Origin of the sequence: Crateriforma spongiae (assembly GCF_012290005.1) — a bacterium.
GTDB lineage: Bacteria > Planctomycetota > Planctomycetia > Pirellulales > Pirellulaceae > Crateriforma > Crateriforma spongiae.
In genome coordinates this window covers 177,250-192,282 of sequence record NZ_JAAXMS010000010.1, presented here as the reverse complement: position 1 = coordinate 192,282, position 15,033 = coordinate 177,250, and the positions used below count along the sequence as shown (strand labels likewise).

The following is a 15,033-nucleotide window of genomic DNA, read 5'->3' as shown; positions in this document are numbered from 1 at the left end:
ACCCACCCTGCCCCACCCCACCGACCGGAAACTGTGATGACCGATCAAGTGAAATACGTTCTGGATGAAAAGGACATTCCTGAGACTTGGTACAACGTCATTGCCGATCTTCCCGAACCGCCGCACGGTGTGTTGCATCCGGCCACGGGAAAACCGATCACTCCCGATGACTTGGCGACGATTTTTCCGCCGGCTTTGATCGAACAAGAAGTTTCCGATCAGCGTGAGATCGAAATTCCCGGCCCGGTCCGCGAACTGTATCGTCAATGGCGGCCATCGCCGTTGTTCCGTGCCAGACGTTGGGAAAAGGCGCTGAATACCCCGGCGCGGATCTATTACAAGTACGAAGGCGTCAGCCCCGCAGGGTCTCATAAGCCCAACACGGCCATCCCCCAGGCTTATTACAACAAGACGGCTGGAATCAAAAAGCTGGCGACCGAAACCGGGGCCGGGCAATGGGGATCTTCGTTGGCGATCGCTTGTTCGGCGTTTGATCTGGAATGCCTGGTCTTCATGGTCAAGGTCAGCAGCGAACAGAAACCGTATCGCAAGGCGTTGATGCAATCGTTTGGTGCGGAAGTGGTGCCCAGTCCCAGTGCGCGGACACAATCGGGGCGTGACATCCTGGCCAAAGACCCTGATTGCACCGGTTCACTGGGGATCGCCATTTCTGAGGCGGTTGAGGTGGCCGCCGCGTCAGCGGATACGAACTATGCGTTGGGCAGCGTGCTGAATCATGTTTGTCTGCATCAAACCGTGATCGGGCTGGAATGCATGAAGCAATTCGAGATGGCGGGTGATTCGCCGGACGTCATCTGTGCGTGCACCGGCGGCGGATCGAATTTTGCCGGAATGGCGTTTCCCTATCTGGGCCGGAATTTGCGTGGCGAATCAAACACTCGCGTGGTCGCCGTGGAACCGGCCGCTTGTCCGACGCTGACCAAAGGTGCGTTCGCGTACGACTATGGCGACACGGCGCATCTGACCCCAATGGTCAAGATGCACACGTTGGGCAGCTCATTCATTCCGCCCGGTTTTCATTCCGGCGGTCTGCGGTATCACGGCATGGGACCGTTGGTCAGCCAGCTGCTGGATCTTCAAGCCTTCGAAGCCACGTCGGTGCACCAATTGGAGATCTTTGAATCCGGTGTCGAATTCGCCAAGGCTGAACTGATTTTGCCCGCACCCGAAGCCAACCATGCCGTCGCCGCGGCGCGACGTGAAGCGATCCGCTGCCGCGAAGAAGGTGTGGGCCAAACGATTTTGTTCAACCTGTGCGGGCACGGTCATTTCGACATGCAGGCTTACACGGACTACTTTGCCGGCAAGTTGAAAGACTATGAATACCCGGCCGAGGAGATCGCGATGGCGTTGTCTGGCTTGCCTTCGGTCGGCTGAATAATACCGACCCGTTGTGACGCCGGAATACTTGGCCGCCGATCAAAAGCTGAATTGGACTTGCGATCGGAACAGCCAACCGGCGTTGCCGGGAGCCAGATCCAAGGCCGCCGAATCGATCGGCGCCCCGTCGACATACGTAACGTCAGTGACCCATTTGCAATGTTGTTGTCGTAGATACCAAACCATCGCGGCGGCGATTTCTTCGGCGCTTTGGTTCTGTCGGCCAAGGGTTCCCGAGTCGCCCGTGAGGTGCGACCACCGTGTCACCAGTTCCATCCGATGTGGAATGACGAACTTGCCGATTTGCAGCCACAATCCATGGTCAAACAGGTCCTCCGATTGGCTGCCACTGAAATTGCCGATGGTACGGAAATAGTATTCCAAGGTCGTCGACCAACCGCGGAACTTGGTGGACACATCCGTGGCGAACAAGGCGACGCCGTAGTCGTTGACATCGACCGGCAGCAGATCGGACAAACGCAATCCGGAATCGATCACCCGCAGTCGCGTGAATTCCGTACTGCCCGATCGGTTGATCCGCGTCGTGGCAACCCCAAAGCCGATTCGGGTGGCCAGATCGTCGTGATGTTCCAGGTCGGCCAGGGTTGTCGGTCCCCAGTCGCCTGTCGGGAAGGTGTGCAGTCGCAGGCTGAACGCAAAATTGTCGTCCAGGTTGCCGCTACTTCCGGTTTCCGCGCCGCCGGTCACCAAGCCGTTGAAGATCGCGACGTCCCAGTGGAATGGACGTCCCAGCGGATGCAGTTTCCCGTGCACGCCCCAGGCAAAGCTTCGGTTGACGTCAAAGAAGGTGCTGGCCAGGCTGCGGTCGGCAAACTGAAACTCGCGTCCCGACATCCAACGGGCCATCGAGAACGGGACCTTGTATTTTCCAGCCCGCAGGACCAGTGCACCGCGCGGGCGATTCCACTGGGCATGTCCGACGTCGTAGTCCAAGTAGTAATCCAACAGACGGACGTCGTCACCGCTGCTGCTGCGACCGTCCAGCTGGACAAAATAATTCAGTTCGGGTTCGAAAGCATTGCCGGCGAATACCAACCGCCCACGTTTCAATTGAAACTGGTTCAGGTCACTGGATCCGCTGCGAAAATCCGTTGCCGTATGCCGTAATTGTCCCCAGCCGTTGATTCGTAAAACGTAATCGGAATCTTCGGTGGCCAATTCGATCGGATGATCACTGGCGATCACAAAACCGTTGTCGTAGCCGACCTGGACATCGTCCAGCCAATCCAAGCGGGCGTCGGATTGGTTTTCACTGGTCGGCGTCGATTGGACGGTCCAGGTTTGCGTTTGCACCACTTCGCCGGGACTTTCGCCGGGACTTTCGGCGGGAGCACCGACAAGCGGTGGCAGGACAAAGTCGATCGGATCGTTAGTCCCGGCCAGTTGCGGCGGAGCCAGTCGTACGGTCGCCTCGTCATCGCCGTTACCTTGACCACAAAGGCCGATGGCCCAGTGACAAAGGATTGCGAGGAGAAAAACGAGACGACGCATCACAGAATCAGCTTTGGATCCAACGGAGACGCCATCCAGATCGTCTGTGGGCGCTCACCTGAGCATCTCAGGCGGAACAACGTCGAAAGTCCCTCAGTGCATCTGGGGGAAGTCTTTGAGGTCGACCTCTTTGAACAGAGTCAGCATGCCGGCGACTTCGTCGATTCGTTTCAAGTCGTTGCTGTCCAAGGCATGACGTGTGTGGGTGGCCGTCAGCGTTTGGCTGTCGGACCCACGCCGGACGGTCATGGTGGTACGCAGCGGCAAGCGGTTGTTGCCTTGCAGTTGCTGATGCACCGACATCCGTGCGAAGGGAAGCGATCCCGTTTTCCGTGCGATGTCCAGCCGTCCGAACCAATCGATGAATTGGCCGTATGCGATCGGCATCAAGCGATCCTTGGCCGCCTCGGTTTCCACCTGGTAGGTGACTTGACCGACGACATCGTCGCCATAATTGGTGGTGAAAACAGATTGGTCGTCACTGACGTTGACCGGGACGTTGACGCCCAAGCGTGCGGCCTTGCCCTGTTCGGTGGCCAATGACTGTGCTTGTGCGGCGACCTGCAACAGGGTCTCGGTCGCGATCGACGCTTTGACTTTGGATTGGGTGTCCAGCAGAACGACTCGGCTGCCGGCGATGTCGATCAGCGTGATGAAACGTGGTTGCTGATTCGAAAAGTCATAAATTTTTCCCGACTGAAACAGCACGTCGTGATCGGCCAAGGTGCGGCCCTGGTGATCGCTGACCACGTTGTTGACGCGAAAACTGGCCATGCGTCCGCCGCCGCTGTAACTGGCCGGACGGACATTGGATTGGGCGGATGCGGTTTGGATCATGGCAAACATCATCACCGCCCCGGTCACGACGACGGTGGTCCAGAGCGACCGAATCGGAAACAGGATGGCGGTTTGGGGCGGGGATCGCCGCTGCGAAACGTGGGAACGGATGGCGTCGCGTTCGGCGGGGCGTTGCGGTGGGCTGTGAAACGTCATCGCGGGCACGGGGTCAGGCGGCGTGAACAAAAGAAACCACTGGACGTTGGGCGCGTTATCGGCGTAGAAACAGAATCGTTTCCCCGCCGGACGTTAGGTCATCGGACGACACGCCGTCCAGATCAATCCGTCAGCGGTCCGTCGCCTGCACCGGTGAAGACGCGTCATCGGTCACGTCCCCAAGAATCGTATGCGAAGAACGCTGTTTCTGATCCCTCACGAACTGGGCGGATTGCCCATCGCCGGTTGGGGATGGGCGCTGATCGTGCTTGGGATCGCGTTCGCGCTGCGGATGATCCTGGCGTCACGAAAAGGCAGCATTTCGGCGACCCTGCAACAGGAAGGCTGGTTGTGGGCCGCCGCCGGCGTGTTGGTCACCTTCATTTTGCCCCAAGTCGAAGTCCGCAATGTCGACGGCGATCCGATCGGCATTGCGGTCCGTGGTTACGGATTCTTTTTGTTGCTGGGCGTCGGAACCGCTGTCATGGCAGCGGCCTATCGTGCGTCCAAGTTTGGCTTGAATCCGGACCTGATTTTTGGCTTGGCACCGTGGACGTTCATCGGCGGTATCGTCGGGGCCCGATTGTTTTACGTCATCCAGTATCGCCACGAATACATGGCCGATTCGTTGACCGAAACCCTGCGAAACATGCTGGCATTCACCGGCGGTGGTTTGGTGGTTTACGGTGGCTTCATCGGCGGATTTGCCGCGTCGGCCTATTATCTGATGCGACACCGGATGCCGCTGTTGAAATTGGGCGACGCGATCGTCCCGTGCATCTTTATCGGATTGATGTTCGGACGTCTCGGGTGCTTGATGAACGGTTGCTGTTACGGCGGACGGTGCGAACCGGGATCCTGGGCGGTGCAGTTTCCACAAGCCAGTCCCGTCTTTCACGAACAATTGATCAATGGCGAATTGATCGGGATCCGGATCGACGATGACACGCGTCAGATCGTCGCAGTTCAGCCGGGAAGCCTGGCCGATGACGCGGGGCTGGAAGCGGGACAGACCGTCGATCAGATCTCGTTGGACCCGTCGTTTCTGGAAGACGCGCCGCGAGACGTTCCCGCTGACCAAGCGGCCGTGGGCGTCGCTTTGTCTGTTGACGACCAGATTTATCGCTTTTCCCCACAGCAATTGCCGCGTCGATCGTTGTCGGTTCATGCCACTCAGATCATCAGCAGCATTTCAGCGGCCGTGATGGTTGTCGTCTTGTGGTTGCTCGGATGGTGGTGGACCCGACGTCCGGGCTATCGCGACGGCGCGTTGATGCTGATCGGATTTGTCGGTTATGCGATAATTCGATTTGGGTTGGAATGGGTTCGCGTCGATGAAGCGGGACAGTTCGGAACCGGGTTGTCCATTTCACAGTGGGTCAGCATCGCGGTTCTGTTGATTTCGCTGGCCAGCATGGTTTGGTTGTATCGTCGTGGGCCCGCGGTCGAAACTTCGCCCGCGACCGCCGGGATGCCACAAACCACACCGCGTCAATCATGAAAGTTGCCTGCTTTAGTACCAAGTCGTACGACCGTCAGTTTCTTGACGAAGCTTTGAAGTCGCGTGATGCGGATTTGCCTCAACACGAATTTCGATTCCTAAAGCCAGAATTGAACCGCGATACCGTCGTGCTGGCCGATGAATCGGATGCGATCTGTGCGTTCGTCAACGATCGGCTGGATCGCGAAGTCTTGGAAGCGTTGAAAGTCGCCGGCATTCGCTTTGTGGTGATGCGGTGTGCGGGGTTCAACAACATTGATTTGAAAGCGGCGGCAGATTTCGGAATCCGCGCCGCTCGCGTGCCCAAGTACAGCCCCTACGCGGTGGCCGAACACGCGATGGGTTTGCTGTTAACGTTGAATCGAAGAATTCATCGCGCGTATCATCGCGTTCGCGACAACAATTTTTCGCTCGAAGGGCTGATCGGTTTCGACCTGCACGGACGCACCGTGGGAATCGTCGGCACCGGTGAAATCGGCAAGGTGTTCACGCGGATTGCCAGCGGGTTTGGATGTCGGTGTCTGATGTACGACGTGCACACCGATCCTGAGATGGAATCGCTGGGGGAATACGTTTCGATGGAACGTCTGCTGGCTGAATCAGACATTGTGTCGCTGCATTGCCCGTTGAACCCCCACACGTATCATTTGATCGACGCGGATGCATTGCAGACAATGAAACCGGGCGCGATTGTGGTCAACACATCGCGAGGAGGTTTGGTGGATGCGGCCGCCGCGATCAAGTGTTTGAAATCGGGGCACTTGGGCGGACTTGCCCTGGATGTGTACGAAGAAGAATCCGGATTGTTCTTCAATGATCTGTCCAGCCAAATCATCCAAGACGACGTGCTGACACGTTTGATGACGTTTCCGAACGTTCTGATCACGGCACATCAGGCGTTTTTCACAAGCGATGCGATGCGGTCGATCGCGATGACGACGTTGACCAATTTGGATGGTTTTGAATCTGGCCAGGCGGTTGAAAACGAAATCGTCGACCGCAGTGAATGATGATGCCCGCATGAGCCTACCGCGACGACCTTTTCCCGCTGTGGACGATCGAGCGGACGCTGATGATGCGGAACGAATCGCTGTCATGCGGGGCCATTGCCGTATCGGCGCCTTGGCCGGGATCTCCGGTGCATTGTTTGGTCATCTGGTGCGGTTTGCTCGTCGGCGACCGGGCCGCCCGCTGCGGGTGTTGGATTTGTCATCGGGCGATGATGACTTGGCCCTGCAGTTGGTCGACACGGCCGACCGCCGCGGTTTGCCTCTGCAGATGACGGTGTTGGTTCCAGATCCTTGGTCGCTGGACCAACAACAGCAAATGATGGATCGTTGGAAGCTGAACGCGGACGTCGTGTGTCGCGACGTGTTCCGCCAAGGATTGCCCGACGGGTTTGATGTCATCCTGTGTGCGCTGTGGATGCATCGGGTGGACGATGCCCGAGCGATCCGGTTGATTCAGTCCATGCAGATGGCGGCATCCGGTCTGCTGCTGTGTGATTGGGAACGATCGCGGACCAATCTGGCGGCCGCCTGGGCCGCGTCGCGATTGGTGTCACGATCACCGGCATTGCGGAAAGACGCAATCGATTCGGTCTACGCGGCCTTTACGCGAGAGGAGTTTCGCGGGATCGTACACCGGGCGCTGGCTAGACCCGTTGATGTGGAAAGGCTGGTACCCGGCTGTTGGGTGGTTAGGATTGACGAAATTGCGGTTCCCGCGATCGTTCCTGCATTCGCCTGACCGTCGCAGTGGCGTCGGATGGGGCGGATTCGAAGCGAAAAGTATGCGAAGGGACCTGAGTGAATGTGACGCTTGATGGGATCGGTTTTGCCGTCCCCCCGGTCAGTATCTGTCGACAAAAATCTAGCGAAGTCGCCAAACAGTTGTCCTGTTCCAGCGATCAGCAACGCCGTCGTTTGGAGGCTCTGTACCGCCGCAGCGGTGTGCAGTCGCGAGGCAGCGTGTTGTTGAGCGAGGCCGCGTGTGGCACGGTCGAACAAGATTTCTTTCCACCCGCGGTCGATCACGAAGATCGTGGTCCGACGACCGCCGTCCGCAGCCAACAATTCGCCGATCACGCACCGCAACTGGCCGCCGATGCGTCGCGAATCGCGCTGGATGAATCGGGACTTGATCCCAGTCAGGTCACCCACTTGGTGGTCGTGACTTGCACAGGTTTTGCCGCACCCGGCGTGGATATTGAACTGATCCAGCGTTTGGGATTGCCCGCGCAAACGCAACGCGTCCAAGTGGGATTCATGGGATGTCACGGTGCGATCAACGGATTGCGAGCCGCCCAAGGACTGCTGGCTGCCAACGAAAACGCCAACGTGTTGCTGTGCTGTGTCGAACTGTGCAGTTTGCATTACCAATACGGATATGATGCCAACCGAATCGTTTCCGGTGCGTTGTTCGCCGACGGTGCGGCGGCGATGGTGTTGCGACGTGATTCCCAAAAGCCATCGCTTGCAACTTTGGTGGAAACCGGTTCGTGTTTGGTGCCAGACAGCCGCGATGCGATGACATGGAAAGTCGGCGACCATGGATTTGAGATGACACTGTCGGCCACCGTCCCGTCGTTGATCGAAGCCGGGTTGGTGGATTTCTTGACCCCATGGCTTGCCAAGCGGGGCCATACGATCGAATCGATCCAAGGCTGGGCGGTGCATCCCGGTGGGACTCGAATCTTGTCCGCGGTTGAGTCTTCCCTTGGATTGCAACCCGAGCAATTGGCCACATCCCGAAGCGTGTTGTCGGAGCACGGCAACATGTCGTCGGCAACCATGCCCGCGGTGCTGCGTCAATTCGCCGATCGTGATTTGCCACGGCCCTGGTTGATGTTGGGATTCGGGCCCGGTTTGGAAATCGAAGTCGCGTTGTTGGAATAGCGGCGACCGGCGAATCGATAAGGCCGATGATGCACGGCGTCTGAAATGAGGCGTTGGTTGCCAAGACCCTTGGCGAAGATCACTCGGCGGAGCGGACTTGTAAGCCGGGTTCTGTGTCCGACGGGTTTGACCCGCCGGCGACGGCCATTTATCTGTGCACGGCGATTGCTCGCCGCCTCCATCGCGACCTACCCGGGTGTGGTCAAGGCGGGCCGCCTTGCATCGGTCGAGCCGACGTCACCCTGTTTGGTCTAGCACCGGATGGGGTTTACCCAGCCGGCCGAGTCGCCTCGGCCGCTGGTGCGCTCTTACCGCACCGTTTCACCCTTACCACGCATGCCCCAGCGGGGCACCGTTCGGCGGTTTGCTTTCTGTTGCACTTGCCCTGGTCTCGCGACCGGTCGACGTTATCGACCATCCTGCCCTGTGGTGCCCGGACTTTCCTCCAGCAGCCGTACCTAAGGCACAACCACCAGCGACCGTCCCATCCGCTCCACCAAGCGATCGGGGTCCAAGATGACTGGCGCGTCCGTCATCGACAAGTGCGGCGATCGCCGGTGTAGCCCCTCAGGCGGCTGATCGGCCGCAGCACGGCACCAAGCGATGAAAGCATTGGCGTCAAACGACCGGGGCGGTGTAATCGTTTCTCTCGCCCACGCCGGCGGGTGTGGTTTGCAATTCCGGGGTGCACGATCGCCCGATGCAGCTTGGCATATCACCGGACCAGGGCGATAATTCGAGCATGGATGACATCGATCAAAGCGACGACGAACCGATCGATCCGATGGATCAGGACCAAGATACTGCGCCCGTGGTGACCCAAGCACCGGGGATGATCGACGGCATTCGGATCGCCTTGGCCGGGCGATTGGGCAGCATGAACCGCCGCGAAGCGACCAATTTACTTCGGTCGTTTGGTGCGACCATCGTCGATGCCCACCAGGACGCGATTCATTGGGTCGTGATCGGCGCCGATGAATCTCCTTTGACTCAGCATGAATTGTTGCCCGCGTCGCTGCGTGATGCGGTCGGCAAGGGTGACACCGAACTGATTGCCGAAGCCGATTTGTGGCAACGTTTGGGATTGGTGGAAACCGACACGGTCGGTCGACAGTATTACACGCCGATGATGTTGGCGGACCTTTTGGATATCCCGCTACACGTCATCCGGCGGTGGCAGCGCCGCGGGCTGATTCGCCCGGTTCGCACCATGCATCGGTTGCCCTACTTTGATTTTCAAGAAGTCGCGACTGCCAAGCGATTGGCCCAGTGGATCGATGCGGGAGCCAGCCCGAAAGCGATCGAACAGCGTTTGGTCGATTTGATCGAAGTTCTGCCCGACATCCAGCGTCCCTTGGATCAGTTGTCGATTCTGGTCGAAGGCAAGCACGTCTTATTGCGTGGCGGCGAAGGCTTGATCGAAACGGGCGGTCAAATGCGTTTCGATTTTGATGCGTGTGAGCCCAGTGAGCCCGAAACGGTTGATGATGACGTCGTCTTTCCGATCGAATCGTGGGAAGCGCCGCTGGCACACGCTGATGCACTGGCCAGTGATGATGAATTGTTGGTCGCGGCGTTCGAAGCCGATGATCGCGATGATTTGGAAACCGCCATCGATTGTTGCCACGCCATCTTGGCTCGCGACGGCCCCCGCGCCGACATTTGTTTCCAGCTGGGCGAATGGCTTTACCGGATGAATGAGCCGGTGGCCGCCCGAGAACGCTTTTACATGGCGATCGAACTGGACCCGGAATTGGTCGAAGCCCGAGCTTGTTTGGGAATGGTGCTGGCGGAATTGGGGCAAGACGAATTGGCGATCGCGGCATTTCGCGGCGTCTTGTCATTGCACCCGGACTATCCCGATGCGCACTATCACGTTGCAAACTTGTTGGCCGATTCGGGACGCGACATCGAAGCGGAACAGCATTGGAAACGTTTTCTGCATTTGTCGCCGGAAAGCCCTTGGGCGGGCGAGGCGCGTCGTCGCTTGAAAGAATCACAACCGGATTTCGACGTCGAAATTGAACCTGGCGCCGAACAAGACGAAGCCGCGATCAGCATCGTTCGTCCTGACGATCCCTAGGTCGAACTGGCTAAACGTCGGTTTGGCGAAGGTCACGACACGGCGGCGAAGACCGGCACGTCAGTTGGAAAACGTTTCCAACAGCCGCGCGTCGATCGAATCGTCCGCGACGTAGCCCGCGAAGTCATCCAAGATGTCTTGCAAGCCGGGGCGATCGTCCGCCGGGCCTTGACGCATCAACAGTTGGGCTTTGGCGGACGGCATCGTCCGATCGGTATTCAATCGAACGTCGGTCACCACCGGTGATGCCGGGTACAGTCCCATCATCACGAAACGGTCGAAACGCACTCCGGCACGAATCGACGTGGTCGGGTCGGTCAGCAGGTTGCTGGACCGCACCAGCTGATGAATCTGTTGTCGGCCTTCGGTCGTGGCAAACACGTCAAAGATGGGATTGTCGGGGGTTGCATCGGGCCGCAGATGCAGAATTAAACACTCGGTTGTCTTTTTGGCGGCATCCAGCCCGGTCAACGTCGGGTCGCTTTGGGCGTATCGAAACGACATGATCAACGTGCGTCCGTCGCATTCACCTTGGTCCTGGAACAAACCCAGGGCCAGAAAGTTGCCGACCGATTGGTCGATCATGGCTTCCGACTTGACGGTCACCAACGGCCGGTCTTTTTCAAAGAATGCGGCGCGGCAATCGGTGCCGAAATAAACCGTTCCGCGTCGGTCGTGATACAAAATCGGCTCGATGACCAGTCGGTGTTTCGCCAGGTAATTTTCCGTCTGGACCTGAGTGATTCGTGGCATTTTGTCTTTCGCCGATTCATCCAATTCCAACGAAATGGAAATGGCGGGGATGCGACCGATCGTGGTCAGCCTGCCCTCGCGATGCTGCAGCCCCGAACGCACCGGCAATCCCGGGATCAACATACCGCAACGACGTGAACGTGCGTTGGAATACAACCGGTTGGCCAAGGCATCACGCCAGGGAAACGCGTCCACCTTGGGGATCGTTTCCAGTGTCGGGACATCGCCGATGATGCCGGCGGCCAGCGCGGGTATGTTCGCCGCCGCACCGTCGCCCAGTTTGGATAGTTCGTCGGCCGTCGTGTTTTCGTCGATGGTTTGGCTGTCGGTTAAGGCGGCTTCACGCTGTTGCAAATCGGTGCGGATCTGCTTTTCGCGATAGACGCCAAAGGCGATCATTGCGGCGACCGCAATCAACAAGATTCCACTGGCGACTTTCAATAACGTGTTGGACATCGGTCTGCTTTCGACGTTCGCTGGGTCTGTGCCTGATGGATGGATTCGGGGATTAGCGGCCGGATGGCAACATGAGTTCGCTGAAATGATTCACCCAACGCTGCAATCCATCTTGCGTTTCGGTAAACGACAATGCTGTCGGATCTGATCGTGCGGTCAAACAAAGACGGCCCAGAGAGTCGTTCAGTGACAGTGCTAACGATGATCCGGCCGGTCGAGGGGGGACGATGCGTATCGACCGCAGCGTGTTGTCACCGAACTGCCAACCCTGTTCACAGGGCTGGGCCCCGTGTCGACGGCCGATTCGAACGCTGGACAGACACGTCATCGACGCCGTCGCATCGAACCAGCGACGCCGCTGGATGTATCGCAGTGCCGACGGATGGGGATCCACCGCTTCCAGGCCTCGCAAAAATTCTGCGGCCACGCAACGCTGGCGGATGTAGTTCATTTCGCGGTGCAAGCCCGACAGCAGATCGTGCCGTCGAACTTCTTGGCCATGCCGCCGCAGGAATGCCAACCCGGTGTAGTTGCACGCCGAAAAACGACGCTGCCGTATCGTTCGCAAATTGACCGGGTTGTTGATCATCAAACGTCCGTGTTGATGCCGAAGTGCTGGATCGTCTGCCAACATTCGAAAGGTGGCAGCGACGGCGACATCGTTCAAAGGGATCTTGGATTGAGCGACAAATTCGCGGCTGCGTTGTGACAAATGAGGGGGCAAGTTCAGCGACATCACATGATCATTGTCGGCTTGGGGTTCCGACGGATCACCCGATTGTCCCACAAAATCACTTTGCCGCGTCGTCAAAGGTGCATACCGAATCGATTTGCCGCGGATCGTGGACCAAAGATTGCGGAGACCTTCCAGGAATCCGATCGGTGGTCCATGGTCGGGAACCGGCATCTTGTGTCGTTGCCGTAGCTGACCTTGGACGATGTCGTCCTTGGCACGATGTTCCCTGCCGCCGTCGATAGGATTTTCGTCGTGATAGCAACGCAGGACGCCGGCGGTCCATTTGGCCGCCGCGATGCCATCGACCGATGCGTGATGAAAGTCGAACGCGAGCCGTTGGACGTCGTCGGCACCTCGGCCTTGGCTGAATCGAAAACCGGCCGATGTTGTGGGATCAATCGCCGGCAAGGCATCCGGGCTGTAAGAAACACCGAGCCATTCGCCGGGGTTCATCGGGCACGGTTCCCAGATCCAATGATGCTGGTTTTGGGTCAGCCGGCAAAACAGGATGGGGTGCCACGTCGAGGTTTGTGCAATGGCATTTTGCATCCGTTCCGGGCACACCGGGTGGTCGAAGCCGATTTCGATGCGGAACGTCATCGATGGCCCGCCGGGATCACAGCGGTATAAGAATCTTTCGAATGCGGTGGTCGCGCGCCAGTCAAACACGGACGGTGATCCCGCCATCGACAATGATGGTTTGTCCTTGAATCATGTCGGCTTGCCGGCTGGCCAAAAACGCGACCACACCGGAAACGTCGTTGGGCGACAAGTCGCGTTTGCTGACCAGCAACCGTTCCTTGGCGGCAGCCAACACGTCTTCAACGCCCGGCATCGTTGACACTGCTTCGGTACGAACGATTCCCGGCATGACACAATTGAAATTGATGCCTTGGCGTCCATATTCCAGTGCCATGTGACGGACCAAGCTTTCCAAAGCCGCCTTGGATGCACCGATGGCGGCGTAGTGATCGACCGCTCGGATCGAACCGTGGCTGCTGATCGCGATCACTTTGCCGAAATCATTTTCGTCGGCCAAGTGCTCCGCTGCCGCTTGGCAAAGCCATGCGACCGGTGCGGCATTGGTGCGGATCGCTGCTTCCAAATTGGGTGCGGTCAGCTGAGCGACGCCGCGGAAACCGCCCGCGGCGGCATTGCTGATCACGATGTCCAGTCCGCCAAAATGCTCAGCGACGGCGGACACCAACGCATGGCAATCGTCTTGACGACTGACGTCGGCGCGGACGGCGATCGACCCGGCGCCACGCTGATTGATCTGTTTGGCGACTTCGGTCGCCGCGTCGCGTGACGACAAGAAGTTCACCGCAACGTTCGCGCCGCAATCGGCCAGACGCAGCGCGCATGCGCGTCCAATTCCACGGCTTCCGCCGGTCACCAATGCCGTCTTTCCCGATAGATCGATCAACTGTCGTTCGTCTTGTTCTAGCGATGTAAAAAATAGAAGCTCGAATCATGGGTGCCGCGTGGACGCTGATTCACTGGGTCATGATGTCCGGCCGACACTTGTAAACCGCGATTGCCAATCACGGTGAAATGCATCCAAACGTTCTTCGCAGCGGCCAAAAACACCCGGGCGTTTCGCCGACGGGCGATGTGTTCGGGCGGTTGCAGGTGGATCTTCGGGCAACGTGTCGTCGCACAATGCGGTCATGCCACGCTGTACCAAGGGAAAGATGGCTGCGTCTTCATTCAGTACCTTCAAAGCCATCTTTGCGCTGGCACGGCGCATCGCCACCGATCCCATCTTAGCGAACCAACCGCCTTGTGAGGCGGCACGTCCGAAACCCCACAAGTTCATTCGGCTGGTCGTCGGTCCGGTGGGAACGATTTGGTAAACCAACGACAACGAATCGTTCAGGGATGCCATCAAGTTTGGAAACGTGTGCAGATGTCGATAGCTGCCGTCGAACCCGCCGGTCATCCAGCGAATGCAGCGTTCTTCGATTCGTTCCACAAGCGAATCGGTGCGATAGTGGGTTTGAAAAGTCGTTCCCTGGGCATTCATCACGTGTTCGGAATGTTCTTCCCCAGGGTCATGCCCAAAGGTGGCCGCGTGGACTTCATCCAAGTGGTAACTTTCCAAGGAACCTTCGATTGGGATCTTCCAGTTCACAGGAAAATCGAGGTGAGTTCCCAGGTTTTGGATCCAATGTTCCGGTCGGGTTGCCTGTTGCAGCTGATCAAACGTGTCGCCCATCCACGCTTGCAAGCTGTCTTGGCCCACATCATCGGGGGCACAGAGGCGTGTGAATACCAATTCACCACAGAACTGGACGGCATACGTCTGCAAGCGGTGGGCTTCGCGGTCAAAGTTCGGAAAGTTCTTTGCACCCGGGATCTTTCGTGTCCGGCCATCGGCCCCGTAGTGCCATCCGTGATAGGGACATTTCAAGACGGCGCTGTGGCTGGTCCCGTTGGTGGCGATCGTGCATTGCCGGTGGGCGCATACGTTTCGAAACGCGGACACGCGGTCACCGAAATTTCTTAGGACGACCGGCAAGCCCAGCACTGTGGCGGCAAGCGTGTCGCCGGGCTTGGCCAAATCACGGCGTGTGCCCACCAATTGCCATGTCGAGCGACGAAGTTCGGCCAGGTCGCGTTGATGCGCCGCACCGCCGACATAGTCGTCCGGCGGGATCAGCGGGTGCATCGTCCCTTTGCTGTGATAGGGCATCCGTTC

General features: G+C 58.3%; 12 protein-coding genes and 1 other RNA gene. 6 read left to right on the top strand and 7 right to left on the bottom strand.

Annotated features, from left to right (window positions below; all coding sequences use genetic code 11):
• Nucleotides 1-36 precede the first annotated feature (36 nt).
• Nucleotides 37-1,398 (top strand): TrpB-like pyridoxal phosphate-dependent enzyme, encoded by a 1,362-nt coding sequence (locus HFP54_RS22775; protein WP_146412883.1) that lies wholly within the window; start codon nt 37-39, stop codon nt 1,396-1,398.
• Nucleotides 1,399-1,440: 42 nt separating this feature from the next.
• Here HFP54_RS22775 and HFP54_RS22770 read toward each other — a convergent pair whose 3' ends face one another.
• Together HFP54_RS22770 and HFP54_RS22765 are read right to left on the bottom strand one after the other, a co-directional pair.
• Nucleotides 1,441-2,913, bottom strand: a complete 1,473-nt coding sequence (locus HFP54_RS22770; RefSeq protein WP_168566913.1) for a porin — start codon at nt 2,911-2,913, stop codon at nt 1,441-1,443.
• Between the two features lie 93 nt (nt 2,914-3,006).
• A complete protein-coding gene (locus tag HFP54_RS22765; protein ID WP_168566912.1) occupies nt 3,007-3,906 on the bottom strand; it encodes a hypothetical protein in 900 nt (299 codons plus the stop codon).
• 190 nt (nt 3,907-4,096) lie between these two features.
• Here HFP54_RS22765 and HFP54_RS22760 point away from each other — a divergent pair, with 190 nt between their 5' ends.
• From HFP54_RS22760 to HFP54_RS26270, 4 genes are read left to right on the top strand one after another with little or no spacing between them, the layout of a single operon-like run.
• Nucleotides 4,097-5,407, top strand: coding sequence for a prolipoprotein diacylglyceryl transferase (locus HFP54_RS22760; RefSeq protein ID WP_168566911.1), 1,311 nt, complete (start codon nt 4,097-4,099; stop codon nt 5,405-5,407).
• Complete coding sequence (locus HFP54_RS22755) at nt 5,404-6,417, top strand: 2-hydroxyacid dehydrogenase (protein ID WP_146412893.1); 1,014 nt, start codon at nt 5,404-5,406, stop codon at nt 6,415-6,417. The genes HFP54_RS22760 and HFP54_RS22755 overlap by 4 nt, the downstream gene beginning before the upstream one ends.
• A gap of 10 nt (nt 6,418-6,427) precedes the next feature.
• A complete protein-coding gene (locus tag HFP54_RS22750) occupies nt 6,428-7,156 on the top strand; it encodes a class I SAM-dependent methyltransferase (protein WP_168566910.1) in 729 nt (242 codons plus the stop codon).
• A 59-nt stretch (nt 7,157-7,215) separates the two neighbouring features.
• Nucleotides 7,216-8,304, top strand: a complete 1,089-nt coding sequence (locus tag HFP54_RS26270) for a type III polyketide synthase (protein WP_168566909.1) — start codon at nt 7,216-7,218, stop codon at nt 8,302-8,304.
• An 84-nt stretch (nt 8,305-8,388) separates the two neighbouring features.
• Here HFP54_RS26270 and rnpB read toward each other — a convergent pair.
• Nucleotides 8,389-8,799, bottom strand: an RNA gene (rnpB, locus tag HFP54_RS22740) — RNase P RNA component class A.
• Between the two features lie 247 nt (nt 8,800-9,046).
• Between rnpB and HFP54_RS22735 the strand changes: the two genes are divergently transcribed.
• Nucleotides 9,047-10,387 (top strand): MerR family transcriptional regulator, encoded by a 1,341-nt coding sequence (locus tag HFP54_RS22735; RefSeq protein WP_168566908.1) that lies wholly within the window; start codon nt 9,047-9,049, stop codon nt 10,385-10,387.
• Nucleotides 10,388-10,447: 60 nt separating this feature from the next.
• On the opposite strand, the gene HFP54_RS22730 is transcribed toward HFP54_RS22735, so the two are convergent.
• The 4 genes from HFP54_RS22730 to HFP54_RS22715 form a co-directional block, all read right to left on the bottom strand.
• Nucleotides 10,448-11,596: a hypothetical protein gene (locus tag HFP54_RS22730; protein WP_168566907.1), complete on the bottom strand. Its 1,149-nt coding sequence runs from the start codon at nt 11,594-11,596 to the stop codon at nt 10,448-10,450.
• A gap of 52 nt (nt 11,597-11,648) precedes the next feature.
• A complete protein-coding gene (locus HFP54_RS22725; RefSeq protein WP_168566906.1) occupies nt 11,649-12,785 on the bottom strand; it encodes a hypothetical protein in 1,137 nt (378 codons plus the stop codon).
• Between the two features lie 208 nt (nt 12,786-12,993).
• Complete coding sequence (locus tag HFP54_RS22720; RefSeq protein ID WP_168566905.1) at nt 12,994-13,758, bottom strand: SDR family oxidoreductase; 765 nt, start codon at nt 13,756-13,758, stop codon at nt 12,994-12,996.
• A 78-nt stretch (nt 13,759-13,836) separates the two neighbouring features.
• Nucleotides 13,837-15,027: an aromatic ring-hydroxylating oxygenase subunit alpha gene (locus HFP54_RS22715; protein ID WP_235952213.1), complete on the bottom strand. Its 1,191-nt coding sequence runs from the start codon at nt 15,025-15,027 to the stop codon at nt 13,837-13,839.
• Nucleotides 15,028-15,033: the final 6 nt, after the last annotated feature.

Excerpts from the sequence above, each read along its gene's own strand:
- HFP54_RS22755 (WP_146412893.1), top strand. The coding sequence starts at position 5,404 with ATGAAAGTTGCCTGCTTTAGTACCAAGTCGTACGACCGTCAGTTTCTT.
- HFP54_RS22750 (WP_168566910.1), top strand. The coding sequence starts at position 6,428 with ATGAGCCTACCGCGACGACCTTTTCCCGCTGTGGACGATCGAGCGGAC.
- HFP54_RS22770 (WP_168566913.1), bottom strand. The coding sequence starts at position 2,913 with ATGCGTCGTCTCGTTTTTCTCCTCGCAATCCTTTGTCACTGGGCCATC.
- HFP54_RS22715 (WP_235952213.1), bottom strand. The coding sequence starts at position 15,027 with ATGCCCTATCACAGCAAAGGGACGATGCACCCGCTGATCCCGCCGGAC.
- HFP54_RS22725 (WP_168566906.1), bottom strand. The coding sequence starts at position 12,785 with ATGAACCCCGGCGAATGGCTCGGTGTTTCTTACAGCCCGGATGCCTTG.
- HFP54_RS22775 (WP_146412883.1), top strand. The coding sequence starts at position 37 with ATGACCGATCAAGTGAAATACGTTCTGGATGAAAAGGACATTCCTGAG.
- HFP54_RS22735 (WP_168566908.1), top strand. The coding sequence starts at position 9,047 with ATGGATGACATCGATCAAAGCGACGACGAACCGATCGATCCGATGGAT.
- HFP54_RS22730 (WP_168566907.1), bottom strand. The coding sequence starts at position 11,596 with ATGTCCAACACGTTATTGAAAGTCGCCAGTGGAATCTTGTTGATTGCG.
- HFP54_RS22765 (WP_168566912.1), bottom strand. The coding sequence starts at position 3,906 with ATGACGTTTCACAGCCCACCGCAACGCCCCGCCGAACGCGACGCCATC.
- HFP54_RS22760 (WP_168566911.1), top strand. The coding sequence starts at position 4,097 with ATGCGAAGAACGCTGTTTCTGATCCCTCACGAACTGGGCGGATTGCCC.